The following is a 19,898-nucleotide window of genomic DNA, read 5'->3' on the forward strand; positions in this document are numbered from 1 at the left end:
GGGCCGATGAAGTTGGTGGGGCGGGGCAGGAGCAGACCTTACGAATGTGTGTCGATGAATTCCTCGAGCGATGACAGGTCGTGAGACCAAAACACCTCGACACCATCGTCAATCAGCCTAGCCACATCCTTTGGGGCGATTACTCCTTGAAGCAACGCGGCTGTTTTGACAAAGCTTCCCCAATGTGTCTTCCAGGCGTTTGACTTCTTCAGAACATCATTCACTCGCTTTACGGAATTTGTTTGATCGTTTGAAACTTTGCATTCCATCGCTAAAACCACAGTACTGTTCAAGCCCAACGCAATATCCACCTCCTGCGGCGACGATGTAGCAGTGGCGTAACGCGTTTTATGCATGAAGTGTCGAGCCGGCAAGGCAGCGCGCGTGTCAAGCAGACTACTTGGCTCTCGCATCCAGCCCTTGTTTGCAAGCATCGTAGTGATCGCTCGTTCCTGGGCACTTGCAGCACGGGTTCGTTGGATCGTCTGTATCTGTTGGCTCGCAATTAAGGGCGCGATAGTCCAAAGCAGTCGCCGAACCTCTCGCTTCAGCGGGCGGCGCTCCGCGTCCACCCAAGGAGTTAGCGGACGAGACCTTCGTTCCTCAAATGCAGCCGCGATGAACTGGGCTTCATCTAACTTAATCCTTGAGCCGTGAGGCCGCTCAGTTGCCTTCCGCCATCCTGGACATACTAAGCTGAACTGATCCTGGCTGATTGGCGGTGCAGTAATATGTCGGAAAACTAACATGTGCTCGCCTGACTCGACTAGCGCTGCAGGTACATCGATTAGAAACATTGATGCCCGAAGGGCCGCGGTAATTTGCTTTCGTGCTGCCCGTAGAACTAGTGACCAGTCGGTTGCGTCGTCCGATGGAGCGCGGGATTGGACATAAACGTTTTTTGCTATTTCAGCCTGCTCGGCATGATAAATCTTCAATGCAGCAAGGTGGCTCGTTACCATCTAGTTTTCTCCGACCAAAGTTAAACGCGAGACCCGTCGCGGTGCAACGTCCCGACGCGACTCGCCATTTCGACGTTCTTCTTTAATCGTGTAGTGTACAGCGGAAATTAATCTTTCTTTCAGCGGATTTAATTTTGAGTGTGTTTTTCCCGTAACTTCTTCCTGCACTGTTGTGGCGTGTATATGAGCCCGAAGTCCAACGGCGATGTGATAGGCAAGGAGGGGCGGAACTGCATTCCCAACCTGGCGGTACTCGTCCACACGTTTGCCGGCGAACTTCCAATTCGGTGGAAATGATTGAATGGCCGCACACTCACGAGGCGACAGCCGTCTCAGCCCGAGACTTTCATCTTGTATCCAGTCCTGTTGCGCGCTAGCCGTTACGGTACGGGCGGCGTTGCCAGTATCCGCGATAAACGCGCCTTGTTTGTATCCCCAGTGACCGCCTGGTCTGGTCGTCTCGCGCTTACCCGGACTCTTCATACCTGACCCTGGCGCGATCAATGATAGTTGTGCTTTGAGCGAGTCGTTTGGACGAATTATCTCGTCCGCTAAAGGCGGAGGTATCGACGATAAGCACTGCCCAAGCGAGACCCATTTTGTCAAGCCAGATTCGGTCGATATTTTGGCATGTGTCGAAGAAGGGAAAGGAGGCTTATCGCCAACCTTATAACCGATAAGCACAAGACGCACTCGCCGCTGCGGAACGCCAAAATCTGCAGCGTTTAGAAGCTCTACTTCGGTCTGAAATCCCGCATCGAGCAAGATTGTCCGGATGTGTTCCAACGCGGAACCCGGCTTACCATCTGCGCCGCGGGCTGTTAACAAACCGCGCACATTCTCGAAGATAATCCATCGAACGCCAGTCTCGGCCGCTATTCGAACATAATCCTTGAACAGCTGACCGCGGGGATCGTCGAATCCGAGTTGATGACCAGCACTACTCCATGATTGACACGGAGGGCCTCCCACCAACAGTGGTACCTGTCCCTTTTTACGTTGAATTTTCTCGAGAATATCTCGGCCATTTACTTCCCTTACATCCGATTGCTCAATTATCGTTTCTTCGAGCATTACTTTCTGACCATAAACCGTACCTCGGTTTTGTCGGAGCGTCTCTATTGAATTCTTGTCAATATCAGATGCGTACAGGCAATTCCAACCAGCCAATTCAAACCCGATATCGAGGCCACCAGCTCCCGAGAAAAGGGAAATAAACTCAAGTTTGTTGCTCATATTTCAATCTTAGAAATTAGGAGACCTCGGGGTGGGAGGCCGCATTTTTGGCCATATCTTACCTTACCGGATGGATAGTCAGGGGTGCGGTCAAAAAAAAGTACATGTCACCGCTAAGTGTGGAACACTCCAATGGCTGACTGCAGAAGTACCTCGGGGGAATCGACGCGCTCTAGGTCGATCGCCCAATGCAGCCTACGGCTCACTGCCCGAGAACCGGACTTGGCCCCACCGAACGTCAATGCAGCAGCCATCCGGATTGCGTCACGTAGCAAAGATCTGCCCGCGTTCATTGATGTAGTGGGCCGCATCAACTCACATCCATCTCCGGGTGAGTCAACTCTAATATCGATCATCTCGCCGTCCGTGAAACGGAATGCATGCGGGGGCTGCCCGATTCGGGTCGAACCTCCTTGGCGGGGCACAATTATTGATGGCGTGCGCGACACTGTGTCTCCGCCCAGCGTGCCTAGATCAATTAGCCGTGGCCGTTTGGTGAACAGGGACGCGCATAGAAATTGTGGTCATTACTGCAGACGAATTGCCATGTCGAATATCCAGGTGCGGCGAAATTCGACCACGTCGTACTGGCGCGCCAGGGCGGGCGGGAATGCGGCGTAGGGCGCCTGGCTGGCCACAACTTTTCGTATCGCTTCGTCGATAGCGGGCACACCGCTGGAGACCACGAAAGTCACCTTCTCGACGGAGCCGTCGGCGCGGATTGCCACCGTCACCGTTGGTTGGGCGTGAGGCTGTTTCACTACTTCGCGGACCATGTCGAACGTCATGTTCATCTCGATCTTCTTGCTCATCGCTTCCGCGTATAGAACGAGATCGGTATTGGCGTCGGCGCGTCCGAAGAGCCATCCGCGTCGAAGACTGCTTACCGTGGGCGGCAGCGTGCCTGAGGGGCGATTCAAGGCTGCGTCGCGCTGGGCCGCTTCCTCGTTCAGTTGCTTGCCGATCGCGCGCAGCCGTTCCTCGCGTTTCGCCTCCTGATCAGCCCGTTCCTGCTGCGCCAGCTGTTGTCTCGCCTGTTCTTGTCGTGCTGCGTCTTGTTTCGCTGCGTCTTGGCGCGCGGACTCTTGTTGAGCCTGCGCCTGCCGCGCCGCTTCAAGCTGCGCTTGCCTTGACTGTTCTTGTCGAGTGGCTTCCCTACGCGCAGCTTCCAGTCGCGCGGCCTCGGCACGTTCCAGTTCCTGTCGCGCTGCAACCTGCTGCGCCTTCTCGTCCTGTCTTGCCTGCTCTTGTCGCAGTGCCTCCCGACGGAGGGCCTCTTGCCGGGCCTGCTCCTGACGTTCAGCCTCCATTCGCGCTGCTTCGCTCCTGACCGTTTGCTCGGCGCGGAGGGCGTCTTGTCGTAGCTGCTCTTGCCGCGCCGCTTCTCGCTGCGCGTTCGATATCAGTTCCGCCTGTCGCAGTTTCTCTGCGTTCTGCGTTTCCTGGTCGATCCTGACCTGCTCAAGCACCCGTTCCCGCGCATCCTGTTCGAGCTGCTTCTGCGCTACGTCGTTCGCAATGTTGCGTGCAGGCGCTTCACTCACTTGGGAGAAAATGTTTGGCACGTCCGAAATTGCGGGCGCTCTTACGGGTGGCGCGTCGGGTGCGATCGGCAGGTTGATTTCGGGCCGCATGACGGTCGGCGTGACCGGTACCGGAGCTGGCGTCGGCGCGGGTGCTGGTGGGGGGATTAATACGGCGGCTGCCTCACTGCGCGCAATGGCGGGAGGGGGCATCGGTATTGGTTTCACGTTGCTCGCGACTGCGGGCTTGTCCACTGCGGCGAGCGCAGCGTTGGCCATTTTTGTCGGCGGAGTATCTGCCGGCGCCGGCGCCGGTGCTGGTGCTGGCGCAGGCGCGGGAGGGAGTGCCGGTGCAAGCAGAATGCGCAAATCATCGGCCCCCAGGCGCCTTTCCTTCCAGGGAAGGTTCAGGCCGGGAAGTCCGAATGTCTGGCCACTAAAGGTCACGCTCAGCAGCAGCGCGTGAACCAGCAAGGAGAGCAGCACCGCAGTGCTCAATCGCCGGGGGACGCGTTGAATGAAGAGGGCAGTGCTCAAATTCGATGCCTTTGCGGCTTTGTACTGCAATCTTGGGGACAGTTTGGCCGATCGACGGGGAATTGTTGACCTTCCATTAATTTCCATAAGTGTACTGCCCTTTTTCAGAAGGGCTGTATCCTATTGATGAGTCGGGAACGTCTCGCGCATCCTTGGCGGCCCCGCCACAACCGGGGCTAAACCTGTTTAATGGTCCAAGTCGATTCCTCACTCATCTTCGGAGGTATGGGTTCTATATGGACGTCTCCCGTTTGCAAGGTGGTTTTTGTGTTTTGTTGACAGGTCAGTTGCAGTTCTATATCCGGCCTTGTGTGCAGCAGGGATTTCCCTCTGCTGGCCCTGATGAAATCCGCTGACCCACACCTCATTCCCGCAACGGGCTTTGATGCCCCGGGAACCCATTCAGGTTTAGTAGGTCACGGTCTTACCTGTTTGTCATCACACTTAAACTACCCTGCGCAACTCTCGACGCGTCAAACTCTCTTAGGCCCGGCCAGCGGTTTTTACGCTGGTCGGGAACTCACGTGTTGCTTATCGTAGGCTCGGCCATGAGCCAGGATCGCCCAAATCATCCGGGCCATCTTGTTCGCCAGGGCGACCACGACGACGTTCAGTGGGCGGCGCTTGCGCATCTCCTGGGTCCACGCGCTAGGCTCCTTTGAATGCAGCAGTGCAGACCTGGCGCCATGAATCAGTAATGTACGCAGATAGGTGTCTCCGCGCTTGCTGATGCCAAGCAGCTTAACCCGGCCGCCAGTGCCATTCTGGGCCGGCACCAGACCTATCCATGCTGCGAACTCGCGTCCCGACTTGAAGGCATTCGCGTTACCCATCGTCGCCACCGCCGCAGTCGCGGTCAGCAGGCCCACGCCGGGTATCGCGGCGATCGCCTGGCAAGATTCATCCACTTTCATCCACGCCTGCAGGCGCACCTCGATTTGTTTGATGTCTCCGTCGATGACAGCGATCCTGTTCCATTGGGCGCGCAACGTGTCTATCAGCAGACCTGGCAGACGTTTGGATAATCGTTCCAGCACCGCCGGCATTTGCTCATTCATCGCAGCTCTGCCACGTTTCATGACCTCGCCGTACTCCGCCATCAGCCCGCGAAGTCCGTTCGTTTGCGCCGTACGGAATTTGATCAATTGTTCGCGCATTCGATGCATCGCCAGCACCGACTGCTGCTCTTCAGTTTTTACGGCCACAGTACGAATACCGGGTTGTTGCATGGCCAGCCAAATGGCGCGTGCGTCGGCAGCGTCGTTCTTGTTTCCGGGCGCGAATGCCTTGACGAACCGTCCCGACAGCAGCTTGACCTCATGACCCATCGCCATCAAGCGCCGGGCCCAATGATGTGATCCGCCGCATGCCTCCATGCCGACAATGCTGGAACTCAGGTTGGCGAAATGCTCGAGAAATTTGTCACGCTTGAGTGCCTTGTTGCGTACTTCGCCAGTCTCGCGTTCGACCCAGTGGAGCTGAAAAACATCCTTTGCCGTGTCAACCCCAACGCACATTTTGGTAGTAGTATTCATGGTGGATCCTCCCGGTTTAGCCTGAAAGTTTTGACACTTTCCATTTTGGCACTTTGATGCCGTAGGCCCGTGAGGATCCGCCTCCAATCGTCTTATCTTCCCCACACTGTCGCTACGTCACTGCCAATCCAGGTAGGAGGCGTCCATTTCATTCCCGCACTTCGCGGGAACGACGTGCGGGTGATTGAGGGTGTTCCACACCTAACATTGCGGCAGCCAAAAACAAAAGGCCCATGAAATTTCATGGGCCTGGGACTTCTGGTATTGATGTTACCTGCGAATCTTAAACGTCGATGTTGTCCGCACGTAGCGCATTCGATTCAATGAAGTTCCTGCGCGGCTCAACGTCATCACCCATCAGCGTGGTGAAGATCTGGTCCGCAGCAATCGCGTCATCGATCTGTACCTTCAGCAGGCGGCGCACGGTCGGGTCCATCGTGGTTTCCCACAGCTGTTCCGGGTTCATCTCGCCCAGACCCTTATAGCGCTGCTTCGATACAGTGCGTTCCGCCTCATCGCGCAGCCACTGCATCGCGTGGTGGAAGTCGACCACGGCCGATTCCTTCACGCGGTCGCCTTCGCCGCGGCGGATGAACGCGCCTTCGCCGATCAGGCCCTGGAAGGTCGCTGCTGCCGTCGCCAAGGTCGCGTAATCCGCGCCCTGGACGAAGTCCGCATCGATCGAGCTGACCTTCACGTTACCGTGATGCATACGCTCGATGCGCAGCGCGTGCTTCTCGTTCAGGTCGTCCGAATGCACGGACACCTTCACTGCGCGGTCGCCGATTACCTTTTCCATCGCGTCGGCCGACACCTGCGCGGCTTCCACGGTCTCGAGGTCCAGCTGCACGCCGGTCATGATGGCGGTCAGCGCCGCGCGGTCAATCACGCGCGTCAAGCGCATCATGATCGCGTTCGACATGTTGAAGGTCTTTACCAGCTCGCCCAGCGGCTCGCCCGTGATCGGGTCGGCGCCTTCGCGCGGGATCAGCGCCGCGGTGTTCAGCGCCACGGTCATCATGTAGCTCGCTTCTTCGACGTCGTCCTTCAGGTAGCGCTCGTCGCGGCCGGCCTTTACCTTGTACAGCGGCGGCTGCGCAATGTAGATGTGGCCGCGCTCGACCAGCTGCGGCATCTGGCGGTAGAACAGCGTCAGCAGCAGGGTGCGGATGTGAGCGCCATCGACGTCCGCATCGGTCATGATGATGATGCGGTGGTAGCGCAGCTTGTCGACGTTGAATTCGTCCGGTCCAATGCTGGTGCCCAGCGTCGCGATCAGCGTGGTGATCTGCTCCGACGACAGCATCTTCTCGAAGCGCGCCTTCTCGACGTTCAGCACCTTGCCTCGCAGCGGCAGGATCGCCTGGAACTTGCGGTCGCGCCCTTGCTTGGCCGAGCCGCCTGCCGAGTCACCCTCGACGATGTACAGTTCGCACAGCGCCGGGTCTTTTTCCTGGCAGTCGGCCAGCTTGGCCGACAGGCCCAGGCCGTCCATGATGCCTTTGCGGCGGGTCAGGTCGCGCGCCTTGCGTGCCGCTTCGCGCGCACGCGCAGCTTCAACGATCTTGCCGCAGATGATCTTGGCGTCGTTCGGCTTTTCCATCAGGTAGTCGGTCAGCGTCTTGGCGACGATCTCTTCGACCGGGCCGCGCACTTCGGACGACACCAGCTTGTCCTTGGTCTGCGAGCTGAATTTCGGCTCCGGCACTTTCACCGACAGTACGCAGGTCAGGCCTTCGCGCATGTCGTCGCCGCTGATCTCAACTTTTGCCTTCTTGGCGAAGTCGTTCTCGTCGATGTACTTGTTGATCACGCGGGTCATCGCCGCGCGCAGGCCGGTCAGGTGGGTGCCGCCGTCGCGCTGCGGGATGTTATTGGTGAAGCACAGTACCTGTTCGTTGTACGCGTCGTTCCATTGCATCGACACGTCGACCGAGATATTGGTGTGCTGGTCCGACATGCGCTCGCCGGTCGCCTGGAACACGGTCGGGTGCAGCACGGTCTTGGCTTTGTTGATGTATTCGACGAAGCCGCGGGTGCCGCCTTCGAACGCGAAGATCTCTTCCTTGCCGTTGCGCTGGTCGGTCAGCTTGATGTTGACGCCATTGTTCAGGAACGACAGTTCGCGGATGCGCTTGGCCAGGATATCGTAGTGGAATTCGACGTGGTTGAAGATCTCTTCGTCGGCCCAGAAGTGGACGTCGGTGCCGCGCTTGTCGGTTTCGCCAATCACCTTGATCGGCGAGACTTGCACGCCGTTGATCGTTTCCAGTTCGCGGTTCTGCGGCACGCCGCGCACGAACTCCATGTAGTGCACTTTGCCGTCGCGGCGAATGGTCAGCTTGAGCAGCTTCGACAGCGCGTTCACGCACGAGACACCCACGCCGTGCAGGCCGCCCGATACCTTGTACGAGTTCTGGTCGAACTTGCCGCCTGCGTGCAGTTCGGTCATGACGATTTCGGCCGCCGAGCGCTTTGGCTCGTGCTTGTCGTCGAACTTCAGGCCGGTCGGTACGCCGCGGCCGTTGTCGGTGATCGAGATCGAATTGTCGGAGTGGATCGTAACGTGGATTTCGGTGCAGTGTCCGGCCAGCGATTCGTCGATTGAGTTGTCCAGCACTTCGAACACCAGGTGGTGCAAGCCGGTGCCATCGGAGGTGTCGCCGATGTACATGCCAGGGCGTTTGCGCACGGCTTCCAGGCCTTCCAGGATTTGAATCGAGGCTGCGCCGTATTCTTCAATTTTCGCGGGGACTGCTGGGGTGTTCTCGGACATGGACTGCTTTCTCAAAAAACGATTGCAAATTTACTTCGGACTGCGTCACCGTCGTTCCCGCGGAGGCGGGAACCCATGCTGAGTAAATGATCACCCTCAGTATGGATTCCCGCGTGCGCGGGAATGACGGTTTTGAGGGTGCGGGCTTGTGGCCCGCGCCCCTCATTTATAACCTCTGTACTTCTAAATCTACCAACCGTCTGACTCTTAAATCCGCATCGGCATCACAACGTACTTGAAGTCCGCGTTGTCAGGAATCGAAATCAGGGCCGACGAATTGGAGTCGCCCAGGGCAATATTCACCTGGTCGCACTTCAGGTTGTTCAGCACGTCGAGCAGGTAAGTCACGTTGAAGCCGATGTCCACGCTGTCGCCGCCGTAGTCGATCTCGAGTTCTTCAACCGCTTCTTCCTGGTCGGCATTGGTCGAGCTGATCTTCATGCTGCCTGGCGTGATGATGCAGCGCACGCCCTTGAACTTGTCGCTCGTCATGATCGCGGCGCGCTGCAGCGAACGCAGCAGTTCATCGCGGCCGATCGTGAAGTCGTTGTTGTAGCCCTTCGGGATCACGCGGGTGTAGTCAGGGAACTTGCCTTCAACCAGCTTCGATACCAGCTCGATGTCGGCAAAGGTCAGCTTGACCTGCGACGCCGCGATGTCCAGCTGGACCGGCTCGTCGTTCTCTTCCAGCAGGCGCTGCAGTTCGATGATCGTCTTGCGCGGGATGATGACTTCCTGGCGCGTGAATTCCTGTTCGGTTTCGACCTGGCAGAACGCCAGGCGGTGGCCGTCGGTGGCCACGGCGATCACGTTGCGGCCGTCGAGCACCAGCAGCAGGCCGTTCAGGTAGTAGCGGATGTCCTGCTGCGCCATCGAGAAGTGCACCATGTTGAACAGGTGCTTCAGTGTTTTCTGCGGCAGGGTGACCGAGGCGTTGAAGGTGTCGGCAACCGATACCGTCGGGAACTCTTCCGCGGCCAGAGTCTGCAAGGCGAAGCGCGACTTGCCGCTCTGGACGGTCAGGCGCTTGTTCAGCAGCGTCATCGTCACGTCGCCGGACTCAGGCAAGGCGCGCAGGATGTCGAGCAGCTTGCGCGCGGCGACCGTGGTGCCTTCGACTTCCGGTCCGGCGCCGATGTTCGCGTGCGTGGTGATCTGCACTTCGGTGTCGGTGGATAGGAAAGATACGTTTTCGCCGTCCTTGCGGATGAGGATATTGGCCAGAATCGGCATAGTGTGCCGACGCTCGACAATACCGCTCACGATCTGCAGTGGCCGGAGAAGGGTATCTCGGGTTGTTTTGACCAATTGCATAGTAATCCTCGGTAAGGTTGTTAGTTAGTGCTTGCTCTTGTGGTGCGCTTGGCGGAAGAGCGCTCCCAAGGGATCGCACATCCGCCGATTTCAAACAATTTCCAAAACACCCATTTTGCCAGAAATTGCCGTGGCTAAATAATTACCCTTTAAGGGTCTGTTCCAGCACGTGCAGCTCGTGGTTGCATTCCGGATTCTTGGTACGGTCCTGCGCGATCTTCCTGACGGCATGCAACACCGTCGTATGATCCCTTCCGCCGAACAACTCGCCGATCTCCGGCAAACTCTTCTGCGTCAATTCCTTGGCCAGGTACATCGCAATCTGCCGCGGCCGCGCGATGTTCGCTGGCCGTCGCTTCGAGTACATGTCCGCAACCTTGATGTTGAAGAAGTCCGCCACCGTCTTCTGGATGTTCTCCACAGAAATCTGACGGTTCTGCACCGACAGCAAATCCTTCAGCGCCTCTTTCACGATATCAATCGTGATGTCTTTCCCGTGGAAGCGCGAGTACGCCAGGATCTTGCGCAGCGCGCCTTCCAGCTCGCGCACGTTCGAGCGCAGGTGCTTGGCCACGAAGAACGCCACGTCATCCGAGAAGCTCACGCCTTCCGACTGCGCCTTCTTCAGCAGAATCGCCACGCGCATTTCCAGCTCCGGCGGCTCGATCGCCACGGTCAGGCCGGAGTCGAAGCGCGAGATCAGGCGGTCGTCCATGCCCGTGATTTCTTTCGGGTAGGTATCGCTGGTGATGATGATCTGCTTCTTGGCAGCGATCAGCGCTTCAAACGCGTAGAAGAATTCTTCCTGCGTACGGCTCTTGCCGCCGAAGAATTGAATATCATCGATCAGCAGCATGTCCAGCGAGTGGTAGTAATGCTTGAAGTCGTCGAAACCTTTGCGCTGGTAAGCGGTCACCACATCGCGCACATACTGTTCGGCGTGGATGTAGCGGATGCGCGCGTTTGGCTGGTCGGCCATCACCTGGTTGCCGATCGCGTGGATCAGGTGGGTCTTGCCGAGGCCGACGCCGCCGTAGAAGAACAGCGGGTTGTACGATACGCCCGGGTTGTTGGCGACCTGGATCGCGGCGGCGCGCGCCAGCTGGTTGGCCTTACCGGTAACGAAGCTGTCGAAGGTGAGTTCGGTGTTGATGCGGCTCTGTTCGCGCATCGGCTGCTTGCCGACGTTGAATTCGGGCGCGCCGATCGGGCCGTCGTTGCGGTGGCCCTGGACGATGCCGAGGCCGTTGGCCGGGCCGTCAGGTACCGGGGTGTGCACGGTGGCCTTCTTCGGCAGGGCGTTGCGCGGGTCGAGTACGAACTGTACTTCGGTTGGCGCTTCGAAATATTGGCAGGCCAGCGCGGTGATGCGGGTGGCGAACTGCGTCTTCACCCAGTCGAGCTTGAAACGGTTGGGCGCAGCAATGCGCAGCTTGCCATCCTCGTAATCGAGGGGGGCAAGCGGTTTAATCCACGCGCTGTATTGCTGCGGCGTCAGCTCCAGTTCCAACTGCGCGGAACAGGTCTGCCAGAAATTGTCCATGAATCTTCTTTGAAAATAAGGTGTGTGAAGGGCGGTTCGATGCTGATGCCCCGCGCCAGGTTTGCGCGCGAGCTTCGCCACACGTAACACGCTATTCTACCTGTGACGGGCAAAGTTATCCACAGGCATAGATGAGTTTTTGCGGGTAAACTTCGCATTCCTGTCGGTGACTGCAGTGGTGGAAGTTCAGCCAAAACCCGCCGAAAACCACACCCATCCTTGACATCGAACCCCAAAATGCTGTCTAATTCAGGGTTCCCCGCCCGTACTCCGTGCAAATTGGTAAGTCCTTACCTTCCGATCACGCTGGCTACACGGGTAGAAAAGAGTATTTTTGCTGTGGCGTGTCGCTGGCTTAAACATCTGCGAAATGTCCTTGGCGCCGAAAACTGACGGGACGTCAGACCCGATTTTGCATTTACTTTTGCTTTAAGCGAGACCAACATGAAACGTACTTACCAACCTTCCGTCGTCCGTCGCAAGCGCACGCACGGCTTCCGCGCACGTATGGCTACCCGTGGCGGCCGCCAGGTTCTGAACGCACGCCGCGCCAAGGGCCGCAAGCGCCTGGCAGTATAAAGCTGCCAGCTGCAGCCAGGACGCAACTGACCATGTCAAGCGAAGGTTCACACGACTTCGCGCGCGTTCGGCGTATCGTTAAAACGGATGAGTTTTCATCCGTTTTTCGTTTGCGCCCTGCGCAAAAGACTGCGCATTTCGTGCTCTATACCCGCGCGAACGAACTGCCGCATGCGCGGCTGGGCGTCGTGGTGGCCAAGCGCTTTGCGCCGCGCGCCGTGACCCGCAACACGATCAAGCGCGTCACCCGCGAACTGTTCCGTGCTGCCAAGCTCCCCGCCGTCGACTGCGTGGTGCGCCTGTCGCGCCCCGTCAACGCCAAGACCGGCCCGGCCACCACCGCCGCGCTGAAGGCGGAACTGCGCGTGGAAATCGCGCGCCTGTTCTCGTCGCAAGCGCCGCGCCCGGCGAAAACGGCCACATCATGAACAAACTGCTCGTCTGGTTGCTGCGCGCCTATCAATTGGCGGTCTCGCCGATGCTGGGGCAGAATTGCCGCTTTTACCCGACCTGCTCGAATTACGCGATCGAAGCCGTCCGCACCCATGGCACTGCCCGCGGCAGCTGGCTGGCCCTGCGCCGCATCTGCAAATGCCATCCGTTCAATGACGGTGGCGTCGATCTCGTGCCGCCTGCGCACAGCAAGCATCCACCAACAGCCCATTGCGGCTGCAACCACTCCTGACCGAAATTCCAATGGAACTCAATAAACGTACTATCCTGTGGATCGTGTTTTCCGTCTCGCTGGTCGTTCTGTGGAACGACTGGATGGTCGCGAACGGCAAACAGTCGATGTTCTCGCTTACGCCTCCGCCGCCGGCCGTTACCGCTCCTGTCGCCAAGGCCCCTGTGTCGACCGTCCCGGCCGCTGCTGCCGTTGCCGGCGCCGCCGCGCTGCCAGGCGAAGCGCCGGCAGTCCAGGCGTTCAAGCCTGAAATCATCACCATCACGACCGACGTCATCAAAGCTGACATCGACACCGCTGGCGGCGTCATCAAGCGTCTCGAACTGCTTCAGTTCCGCGACAAGCTCGACAAAACCAAGAACCAGGTGCTGTTCGACGTCAAGCCGACCGGCGTCTACGTCGCCCAGACCGGCCTGATCAGCAACACCGGCGCTGCGCTGCCGAACCACAACACCGGCTTCGTCGCCAAGCCAGGTCCACGCGCGACCAACGGCAACAGCGAAGTCCAGCTGGTGCTGGAAGCGGAGCAGGGCGGCGTCAAGCTGACCAAGACCTACACCTTCAAAAAGGGTGACTACCTGATCGGCGTGCGCCACGACGTGGCCAACCTCGGCGCTGCCGCGATTGCGCCGTCGCTGTACATGCAGCTGCTGCACCACGGGAACGAGCCGGAAGGCGAAAGCTGGTTCAATGCGAGCTACACTGGCCCGACGCTGTACACGACCACCAAGCACTACGAAAAGCTGCAGTTCGAAGACATCGAAAAGGGCAAGGCTGAGCACACGACCAAGTCCGACAACGGCTGGATCGCGATCTCGCAGCACTACTTCGTCTCGGCATTCCTGCCGCAGGACAAGGCGCAGCGCGACATCTACACCAAGAAAGTCGACGCCAACCTGTACGCCGTCGGCAACCTGATCCCGCTCGGCCCGATCGCGCCAGGCGCGACCCTGAGCAACGAAGCGCGCCTGTACTCCGGCCCGCAGGATGAGAACAAGCTGGAAACCATCGCCCCTGGCCTCGAACTGGTCAAGGACTACGGCATGCTGACCATCATCGCCAAGCCGATCTTCTGGGTCATGGACCAGATCAACAAGGTGCTGGGCAACTGGGGCTGGACGATTATCGCCCTGACCGTGCTGATCAAGCTGCTGTTCTTCCCGCTGTCGGCCGCGAGCTACAAGAGCATGGCCAAGATGAAGATGGTCACGCCGAAGATGCAAGCGATCCGCGAGAAGTACAAAGGCGATCCGGCCAAGATGAACCAGGCCACGATGGAACTGTACAAGACCGAAAAGATCAACCCGCTGGGCGGCTGCCTGCCGATCCTCGTCCAGATGCCGGTGTTCATCGCGCTGTACTGGGTGCTGAACTCGTCGGCAGAGATGCGCGGCGCGCCGTGGGTGGGCTGGATCCAGGACCTGACCGCACCTGACCCGTACTACATCCTGCCGGTGCTGTACGCGATCTCGATGTTCATCACCACCAAGCTGAACCCGCAGCCGGCCGATCCGGCGCAGGCCAAGATGATGCTGTGGATGCCGCTGATCTTCTCGGTGATGTTCTTCTTCTTCCCGGCCGGCCTGGTGCTGTACTGGGTAGTGAACAACATCCTGTCGATCGCGCAGCAGTGGGTGATCACCAAGAACTTCGAGTCCGGCAAGACCAAGTAACACGGTTTGCTGAGATGAAAAATGCCCGTGCGCTGCGCGGGCATTTTTTTTGATGCGAGCTCAGCATGGATTCCCGCTTTCGCGGGAATGACGTCGTTGGCTAGGAGACCGTCGTTCCCGTGAAAACGGGAACCCATGCTGAGCACGCTACGCCGTGGTCCCCAATAAATTACAATCGAAAAATGAACCTCGACACATCCCCCATTGCCGCCATTGCGACGGCCCCCGGCCGCGGCGGCATCGGCGTCGTCCGCGCCTCCGGCAAATCGCTCGGCCCCCTGATCACCGCGCTGTTCCCCGGCGCCACCTTGAACCCGCGCCACGCCACCTACATCCCGTTCAAGCAAGCCGACGGCAGCATCATCGACCAGGGCATCGCGATCTGGTTCAAGGGCCCGCACTCCTACACCGGCGAAGATGTGCTCGAGCTGCAAGGCCACGGCGGCCCGGTCGTGCTGCAGATGCTGCTCGGCCGCGTGCTCGAAGCCGGGCAGGAAGACGGCCTGCGCCTCGCCGAACCCGGCGAATTCACCCGCCGCGCCTACCTCAACGACAAGCTCGACCTCGCCCAGGCCGAAGCCGTCGCCGACCTGATCGATGCCTCGACCGAAGCAGCCGCCAGGTCCGCCTCGCAATCGCTGTCGGGCGCGTTCTCGAAAGCCATCAACACGCTGGTCGAGCAAACCATCGGCCTGCGCATGCTGGTCGAAGCCACGCTCGACTTCCCGGAAGAAGAGATCGACTTCCTCGAAAAGTCCGACGCGCGCGGCCAGCTGGCCGTCATCGTCGACTCGCTCGACCACGTGTTTCGCCAGGCGGCACAAGGCGCGCTGCTGCGCGAAGGCCTGAATGTCGTGCTGGTCGGCCAGCCGAACGTCGGCAAGTCATCGCTGCTGAACGCGCTGGCAGGGTCGGACGTCGCGATCGTCACCCCGATCGCCGGCACCACCCGCGACAAGGTCAGCGAGACGATCCAGATCGAAGGCATCCCGCTCAACATCATCGACACGGCGGGCATCCGCACCGTGGACGAAGCGGTCGATGTGGTCGAGCGCATCGGCATCGAACGCACGTGGGGCGAGGTCGCCAAGGCCGACGTGATCCTGCATCTGCTCGACGCCAACCTCGGGCCGAGCGCAGCGGACGAACACATCTGCGCCGCCTTCCCGCAAGGTGTGCCGGTGCTGCGCATCTGGAACAAAATCGACCTGTCCGGGCACAAGGCGGGGCTCGACGTGGCGGCTGACGCAACCCATCTGTACCTGTCGGCGAACGAACACCAGGGCATCGACCTGCTGCGCACGGAACTGCTGCGCATCGCGGGCTGGCAGCAGACGGGCGAATCGCTGTACCTCGCGCGCGAACGCCACCTGATCGCCCTGCGCAACGCCCGCGCCCACCTCGACCACGCCGCTGCGCACGCAGCACAAAGCGACCAGTCGCTCGACCTGTTTGCGGAAGAATTGCGGCTGGCGCAGGTGCAGCTGTCGACGATCACTGGTGAGTTCTCGCCAGACGATCTGCTGGGCGTGATCTTCAGCCGATTCTGCATCGGAAAATAGTTGAGGTTCCGAGGGATTCCAGTAGTTGTAGCGGCTCGCGTTTGAAACCGGCCGTGCTCGCATTTGACGCCGGTTTCGGCTCGAATTAACTGCAAATGACGGAGGGCACATGCTCACGTTATCTGCAAATGACGGCTCATATCGGCAAGCCCGCCGCCAGCATGCGTTCGCGGATCTCGGCCGTGCGCTTCGGTTCGAGCTGGTTGCTGAACATCGCGCGAGCTGGTCGGTCGGCGCGCTCGTCCGCCGAGCCGCCGTGCGATTTCCGTCGCGCCCAGGTTCTCCTCGACGCGCAGGCGTTGGACCTCGGCGGAATCCACCGATGGCTTGCGTCCATTGTAAACGCCGCGCTCTTTCAACGTGTGCACGATGTCCTGCAGCATCCTTGATGCTGCGCGCGAGACGATCGATCCTGGTCACGACCAGTGTGTCGCCCCGCCGCAAAAAATCAAGCAACGTCGCCAGTTCGGTTCGGCCGGCGCGGCTGGTGCCGCTCGCCTTCTCGGCCCGCACCACGTCGCAGCCGGCGGCGCGCAGCGCCTGCTCCTGCAGAGCGAAATCCTGGTCGCTGCTGGAAACGCGGGCATATCCGTAGAGCGCCATGGGCTGGGTTCGTCTCGATAGGCTTTAGAACTGCCAAAATTGCCATCTCGATAACTGAAAAACAACCCTATTGAGACGAAATATTCGTCTCACTCAAATGGCCCGTTTGGGTGTACCTGTACGGTACAATGTTTCAAAGGCAACTTCCGCTTGTGGCCAAGAAGCGGACGAACAACAGAATGAGGAAGTTTCACAATTTCGTGCAACAAGGACACAATCTTAAATCTTGGCGCGATGTAGAATGCATCCCCTTCAAAACATGAGCCAAGCTGCAATGTCCGGGCGCCAGCATCGCATTCTGCTCGTCGGCTTTCCGCCTGCACAGATGCTTGACATTAGCGGACCACTCGATGTATTCACAATCGCCAATGAGCTGAGCGAGGCGATGGGTCGCCGGGCCCCGTACGATATCAGCCTCGCCGGTCCCGCAGCCGGCATGCTGATGACAACCTCAGGTGTTGCCTTGCAGGCCGCATTCAGCCTGTTTGATGTGACGCTGAGGCCAGATACCTTGCTGATCTGCGGCGGACGCGGCGCGCGCATCTCATCGCGTGATGCAAGACTGGTGAACGCACTTGCCACGCTCTGTGATCGGGCAGACCGGGTATGTTCGATCTGTACCGGCGCTTTTCTGTTGGCGGCTACAGGCGCGCTCGACGGCCACCGCGCCACTACGCATTGGGCTCATTTCGACGAATTCTCTGCTCAATTTCCGCGGGTCGAAATCGACCGGGATGCATTGTTTCTCAGTGCCGGAAAATGCTACACATCCGCTGGAATTACTGCCGGCATTGACTTTTGCCTGTCGCTGGTCGAGCGGGACCTTGGCCGCGCATTGGCACTGCTGGTAGCTCGGGAATTGGTGGTCTTCATGAAGCGGCCAGGTGGTCAATCCCAATTCAGCACATTATTAATGCACGATGCCACCGGAGAAGACAAGGCTCCATTTGACCAGCTGATTCGTTGGATGACGGAACATTTGACCGATGACCTGTCAGTAGATGCCCTCGCGGGGCGCGTGGCGATGAGCCCACGAAACTTTGCCCGACGTTTCAGCTCGGCGCTACAAATCGCACCAGGCAAATATGTGCAAATGCTGCGGCTCGATGCCGCGCGCCGCTTGCTGACGGAAAGTACCCTCTCCGTCACACTGATCGCGGACCGTTGCGGGTTCCAATCGGCCGAGACGATGCGCATTGGCTTCCAGCGCTGCCTGAATACGTCACCGTCCGATTTTCGCGCCCGGTTCCAGAGTATTGATTGCCCTGCACCGTAAATTCCACGTATGGCAGGATTCTTGGGGTGGATGTCATTGTAGCCCTATAAGTCCGCACTTACACTGGCCGGACGTTTCAACTCTAGGAACTACATGGAATCAATCTGCGGCCTATTGTCGCCGCACTTTTTACACTTGGCACTCGCGCCGTATGTTCCTGCTCATTTGACGACAGGAATAACCATTCAGGAAAGATGTTCATGAAGCGTTTTTACAATTTAGTTCGGGTGACTGTCCTGTTGGTGCTGGCGATTACGGGCTTGGCTCCTGCGGCAGCCCTGGCCCAGGCGGACAGGAAATTTCCCGAACAGGCCGAAGCGCTACTGAAGGACTATGTCCAGGACGAGCTGTTCACCGGCACGGTACTGGTGGCACGCAATGGCAAACCAATTTTCCGCAAGGGCTACGGCGCGGCCAACCGCGAGTGGATGATCCCGAATACCGTCAATACCAGGTATCGCATTGGTTCCATCACCAAGCAATTTACTGCGGCCGCCATTTTGAAAATGGCCGATGAGAACAGGCTTGGACTGGATGATCCGATCAAGAAATATTTGCCAGGCCTGCCGGCCAACTGGGGACAGGCCACCATCCGCCAGCTCCTTTCGCACACGTCGGGTATTCCGAGTCATACGTCACCGGACGATTCCGGCGCCAAGCTGATGCCCGTGAAGCACACTCCGCAGGAGCTCATCGACTTGCTCAAGGACGTTCCGCTGAATTATGAGCACGGTGCAAAATTCATGTACAACAATATGGGTTATGTCCTGCTGGGTTGCATTATCGAGACAGTGAGCGGCATGAGCTACCCTGACTATCTTGAGCAAAAGCTGCTGAAGCCGCTCAACGTGCGCAATTCGGGCTATGACGACGGGCGCGTCGTGGTGCGCCAACTAGCTCAGGATTACACGGATGGTGTGGATGACGTGGTGAAGGGCAGGTTCGTTAACATGAGCAACACTTATGCGGCGGGCGCCATGTATTCCACGGTTGATGACCTGTTCGCGTGGCAGCAGATGCTGATCAACGGGAAAGTGCTGAGCCCGCCCAGCCTGAAGGCGATGTTCACCGATGGTGGTCATCATTACGGGCTGGGCTGGTTCATCCGTGAAAATCTCTCGCGCAGGTTGTATGAGCACGGTGGCAACATCGGCGCTTACAGCTCGCTGCTAGCTTATTACCCGGACGATAAGCTCACCGTCATTGTCCTGAGCAATTACGGTGACGAGGTGGTCAGCAAGATCACCGATGAACTGGCGCGCCTGGCGCTGGACGTGGCCCCGGCGCACCGCCAGGTCAAGGTCGACCCCCGTCTTTATGCGGACTTTGAGGGCCGCTACCAGCTGGGATCGGCGATCTTTGCTATTACCTCGAAAGGCGACCGCCTGTTCGCCAAGCTGACAGGGCAGCGGCAATTGGAGATATTCCCGGAAAGCAACTACAGTTACTTCTACAAGGCCATCGATGTCGTGGTGACATTCGACGAGGACGCTTCAGGGAAAATTGAATCCGTCACGGTGAACCAGAATGGCAGCAAGATAAAGGCCAAGCGCCTCGATTAGCACGGCCATGAATATGGAAACGCCGCCCGGTGGGGCCAACGCGCCCCGGCGGACAGCCTGCCGCCAACACATATCAGCACACTGGGATTGAAGCGGGAATGAAGAAGTTCATTACTGAAGGCGAGAACCTGCCGGCATGGTTGGCGCCGATCAGCCATGCTGTGGTCGCCGGCGACACCTGCTATCTGAGCGGGCAACTGGCCATTGGCCTCGATGGGAAATATGTTGCGGGGACTGGCCTTGAGGAAGCGCAGCGCGCCTTCCAGAATGTTGCGCATGTCCTAACAGCGTCAGGTTTCATGCTGCAGGACATGGTGTTCGTTGATATTGCCTTTATCGACCTGGCCGACCTGCCGGAGGTCAATGCTTTGTTTGCAGAACTGTTCCCCGAAGGGCGCCGTCCCGCTCGCACCATCTACCAGGCAGCCCGTCTGCCTTACGACGCCCGCATCAAGGTTGCAGGCACGGCGGTGCGCGCTGCCCGACCGCAGGCCTGAGGCCAGCACGCACTGCCCTCGTGCATGCCTGGCAG

General features: G+C 58.8%; 16 protein-coding genes and 1 pseudogene. 8 read left to right on the top strand and 9 right to left on the bottom strand.

The window, feature by feature from the left end; all coding sequences use genetic code 11:
* Positions 1 to 38: 38 nt before the first annotated feature.
* The 7 genes from HHL21_RS06065 to dnaA all read right to left on the bottom strand — a co-directional run bounded on the left by HHL21_RS06065 (position 39) and on the right by dnaA (position 11,426).
* Complete coding sequence (locus tag HHL21_RS06065) at positions 39 to 962, bottom strand: XamI family restriction endonuclease (RefSeq protein WP_169464337.1); 924 nt, start codon at positions 960 to 962, stop codon at positions 39 to 41.
* Positions 963 to 2,198: a DNA cytosine methyltransferase gene (locus HHL21_RS06070; RefSeq protein ID WP_169464338.1), complete on the bottom strand. Its 1,236-nt coding sequence runs from the start codon at positions 2,196 to 2,198 to the stop codon at positions 963 to 965.
* Between the two features lie 527 nt (positions 2,199 to 2,725).
* Positions 2,726 to 4,258, bottom strand: a complete 1,533-nt coding sequence (locus tag HHL21_RS06075) for a TonB C-terminal domain-containing protein (protein WP_169464339.1) — start codon at positions 4,256 to 4,258, stop codon at positions 2,726 to 2,728.
* Positions 4,259 to 4,761: 503 nt separating this feature from the next.
* Entirely contained in the window at positions 4,762 to 5,793 is a 1,032-nt protein-coding gene (locus tag HHL21_RS06080; protein WP_169464340.1) for an IS110 family RNA-guided transposase, read from the bottom strand.
* 283 nt (positions 5,794 to 6,076) lie between these two features.
* Positions 6,077 to 8,569 (bottom strand): DNA topoisomerase (ATP-hydrolyzing) subunit B, encoded by a 2,493-nt coding sequence (gene gyrB, locus HHL21_RS06085; protein ID WP_169464341.1) that lies wholly within the window; start codon positions 8,567 to 8,569, stop codon positions 6,077 to 6,079.
* A gap of 207 nt (positions 8,570 to 8,776) precedes the next feature.
* Positions 8,777 to 9,883, bottom strand: a complete 1,107-nt coding sequence (dnaN, locus tag HHL21_RS06090) for a DNA polymerase III subunit beta (protein ID WP_169464342.1) — start codon at positions 9,881 to 9,883, stop codon at positions 8,777 to 8,779.
* A 142-nt stretch (positions 9,884 to 10,025) separates the two neighbouring features.
* Positions 10,026 to 11,426, bottom strand: a complete 1,401-nt coding sequence (gene dnaA, locus HHL21_RS06095; RefSeq protein WP_169464343.1) for a chromosomal replication initiator protein DnaA — start codon at positions 11,424 to 11,426, stop codon at positions 10,026 to 10,028.
* 444 nt (positions 11,427 to 11,870) lie between these two features.
* Between dnaA and rpmH the strand changes: the two genes are divergently transcribed.
* The 5 genes from rpmH (at position 11,871) to mnmE (ending at position 15,925) form a co-directional block, all read left to right on the top strand.
* Entirely contained in the window at positions 11,871 to 12,005 is a 135-nt protein-coding gene (rpmH, locus tag HHL21_RS06100) for a 50S ribosomal protein L34 (protein ID WP_040378179.1), read from the top strand.
* Between the two features lie 32 nt (positions 12,006 to 12,037).
* Positions 12,038 to 12,433, top strand: coding sequence for a ribonuclease P protein component (rnpA, locus tag HHL21_RS06105; protein WP_169464344.1), 396 nt, complete (start codon positions 12,038 to 12,040; stop codon positions 12,431 to 12,433).
* On the top strand, positions 12,430 to 12,690 hold the full coding sequence (gene yidD / locus HHL21_RS06110) for a membrane protein insertion efficiency factor YidD (protein ID WP_169464345.1): 261 nt from the start codon (positions 12,430 to 12,432) through the stop codon (positions 12,688 to 12,690). The genes rnpA and yidD overlap by 4 nt, the downstream gene beginning before the upstream one ends.
* 11 nt (positions 12,691 to 12,701) lie before the next feature.
* Entirely contained in the window at positions 12,702 to 14,363 is a 1,662-nt protein-coding gene (gene yidC / locus HHL21_RS06115; protein ID WP_169464346.1) for a membrane protein insertase YidC, read from the top strand.
* 182 nt (positions 14,364 to 14,545) lie between these two features.
* The gene (gene mnmE / locus HHL21_RS06120) at positions 14,546 to 15,925 is read left to right on the top strand and encodes a tRNA uridine-5-carboxymethylaminomethyl(34) synthesis GTPase MnmE (protein WP_169464347.1); all 1,380 of its coding nucleotides are present in this window, start codon (positions 14,546 to 14,548) and stop codon (positions 15,923 to 15,925) included.
* Between the two features lie 113 nt (positions 15,926 to 16,038).
* Here mnmE and HHL21_RS21355 read toward each other — a convergent pair whose 3' ends face one another.
* Together HHL21_RS21355 and HHL21_RS21360 are read right to left on the bottom strand one after the other, a co-directional pair.
* Positions 16,039 to 16,308: a hypothetical protein gene (locus HHL21_RS21355; RefSeq protein ID WP_206085601.1), complete on the bottom strand. Its 270-nt coding sequence runs from the start codon at positions 16,306 to 16,308 to the stop codon at positions 16,039 to 16,041.
* A gap of 49 nt (positions 16,309 to 16,357) precedes the next feature.
* Positions 16,358 to 16,528 (bottom strand): annotated as a pseudogene (locus tag HHL21_RS21360) (recombinase family protein); the annotation flags it as partial.
* Between the two features lie 241 nt (positions 16,529 to 16,769).
* Here HHL21_RS21360 and HHL21_RS06130 point away from each other — a divergent pair.
* The 3 genes from HHL21_RS06130 (at position 16,770) to HHL21_RS06140 (ending at position 19,863) form a co-directional block, all read left to right on the top strand.
* The gene (locus HHL21_RS06130) at positions 16,770 to 17,804 is read left to right on the top strand and encodes a GlxA family transcriptional regulator (protein WP_229496090.1); all 1,035 of its coding nucleotides are present in this window, start codon (positions 16,770 to 16,772) and stop codon (positions 17,802 to 17,804) included.
* A 200-nt stretch (positions 17,805 to 18,004) separates the two neighbouring features.
* Positions 18,005 to 19,366 (top strand): serine hydrolase, encoded by a 1,362-nt coding sequence (locus tag HHL21_RS06135; protein WP_169464348.1) that lies wholly within the window; start codon positions 18,005 to 18,007, stop codon positions 19,364 to 19,366.
* Between the two features lie 98 nt (positions 19,367 to 19,464).
* Positions 19,465 to 19,863 carry a RidA family protein gene (locus tag HHL21_RS06140; protein ID WP_169464349.1) on the top strand — a complete coding sequence of 133 codons (399 nt, stop codon included), beginning with the start codon at positions 19,465 to 19,467 and terminating at the stop codon, positions 19,861 to 19,863.
* Positions 19,864 to 19,898: the final 35 nt, after the last annotated feature.

It is taken from the genome of Massilia polaris (assembly GCF_012927275.1).
Classification (GTDB): domain Bacteria; phylum Pseudomonadota; class Gammaproteobacteria; order Burkholderiales; family Burkholderiaceae_D; genus Telluria_A; species Telluria_A polaris.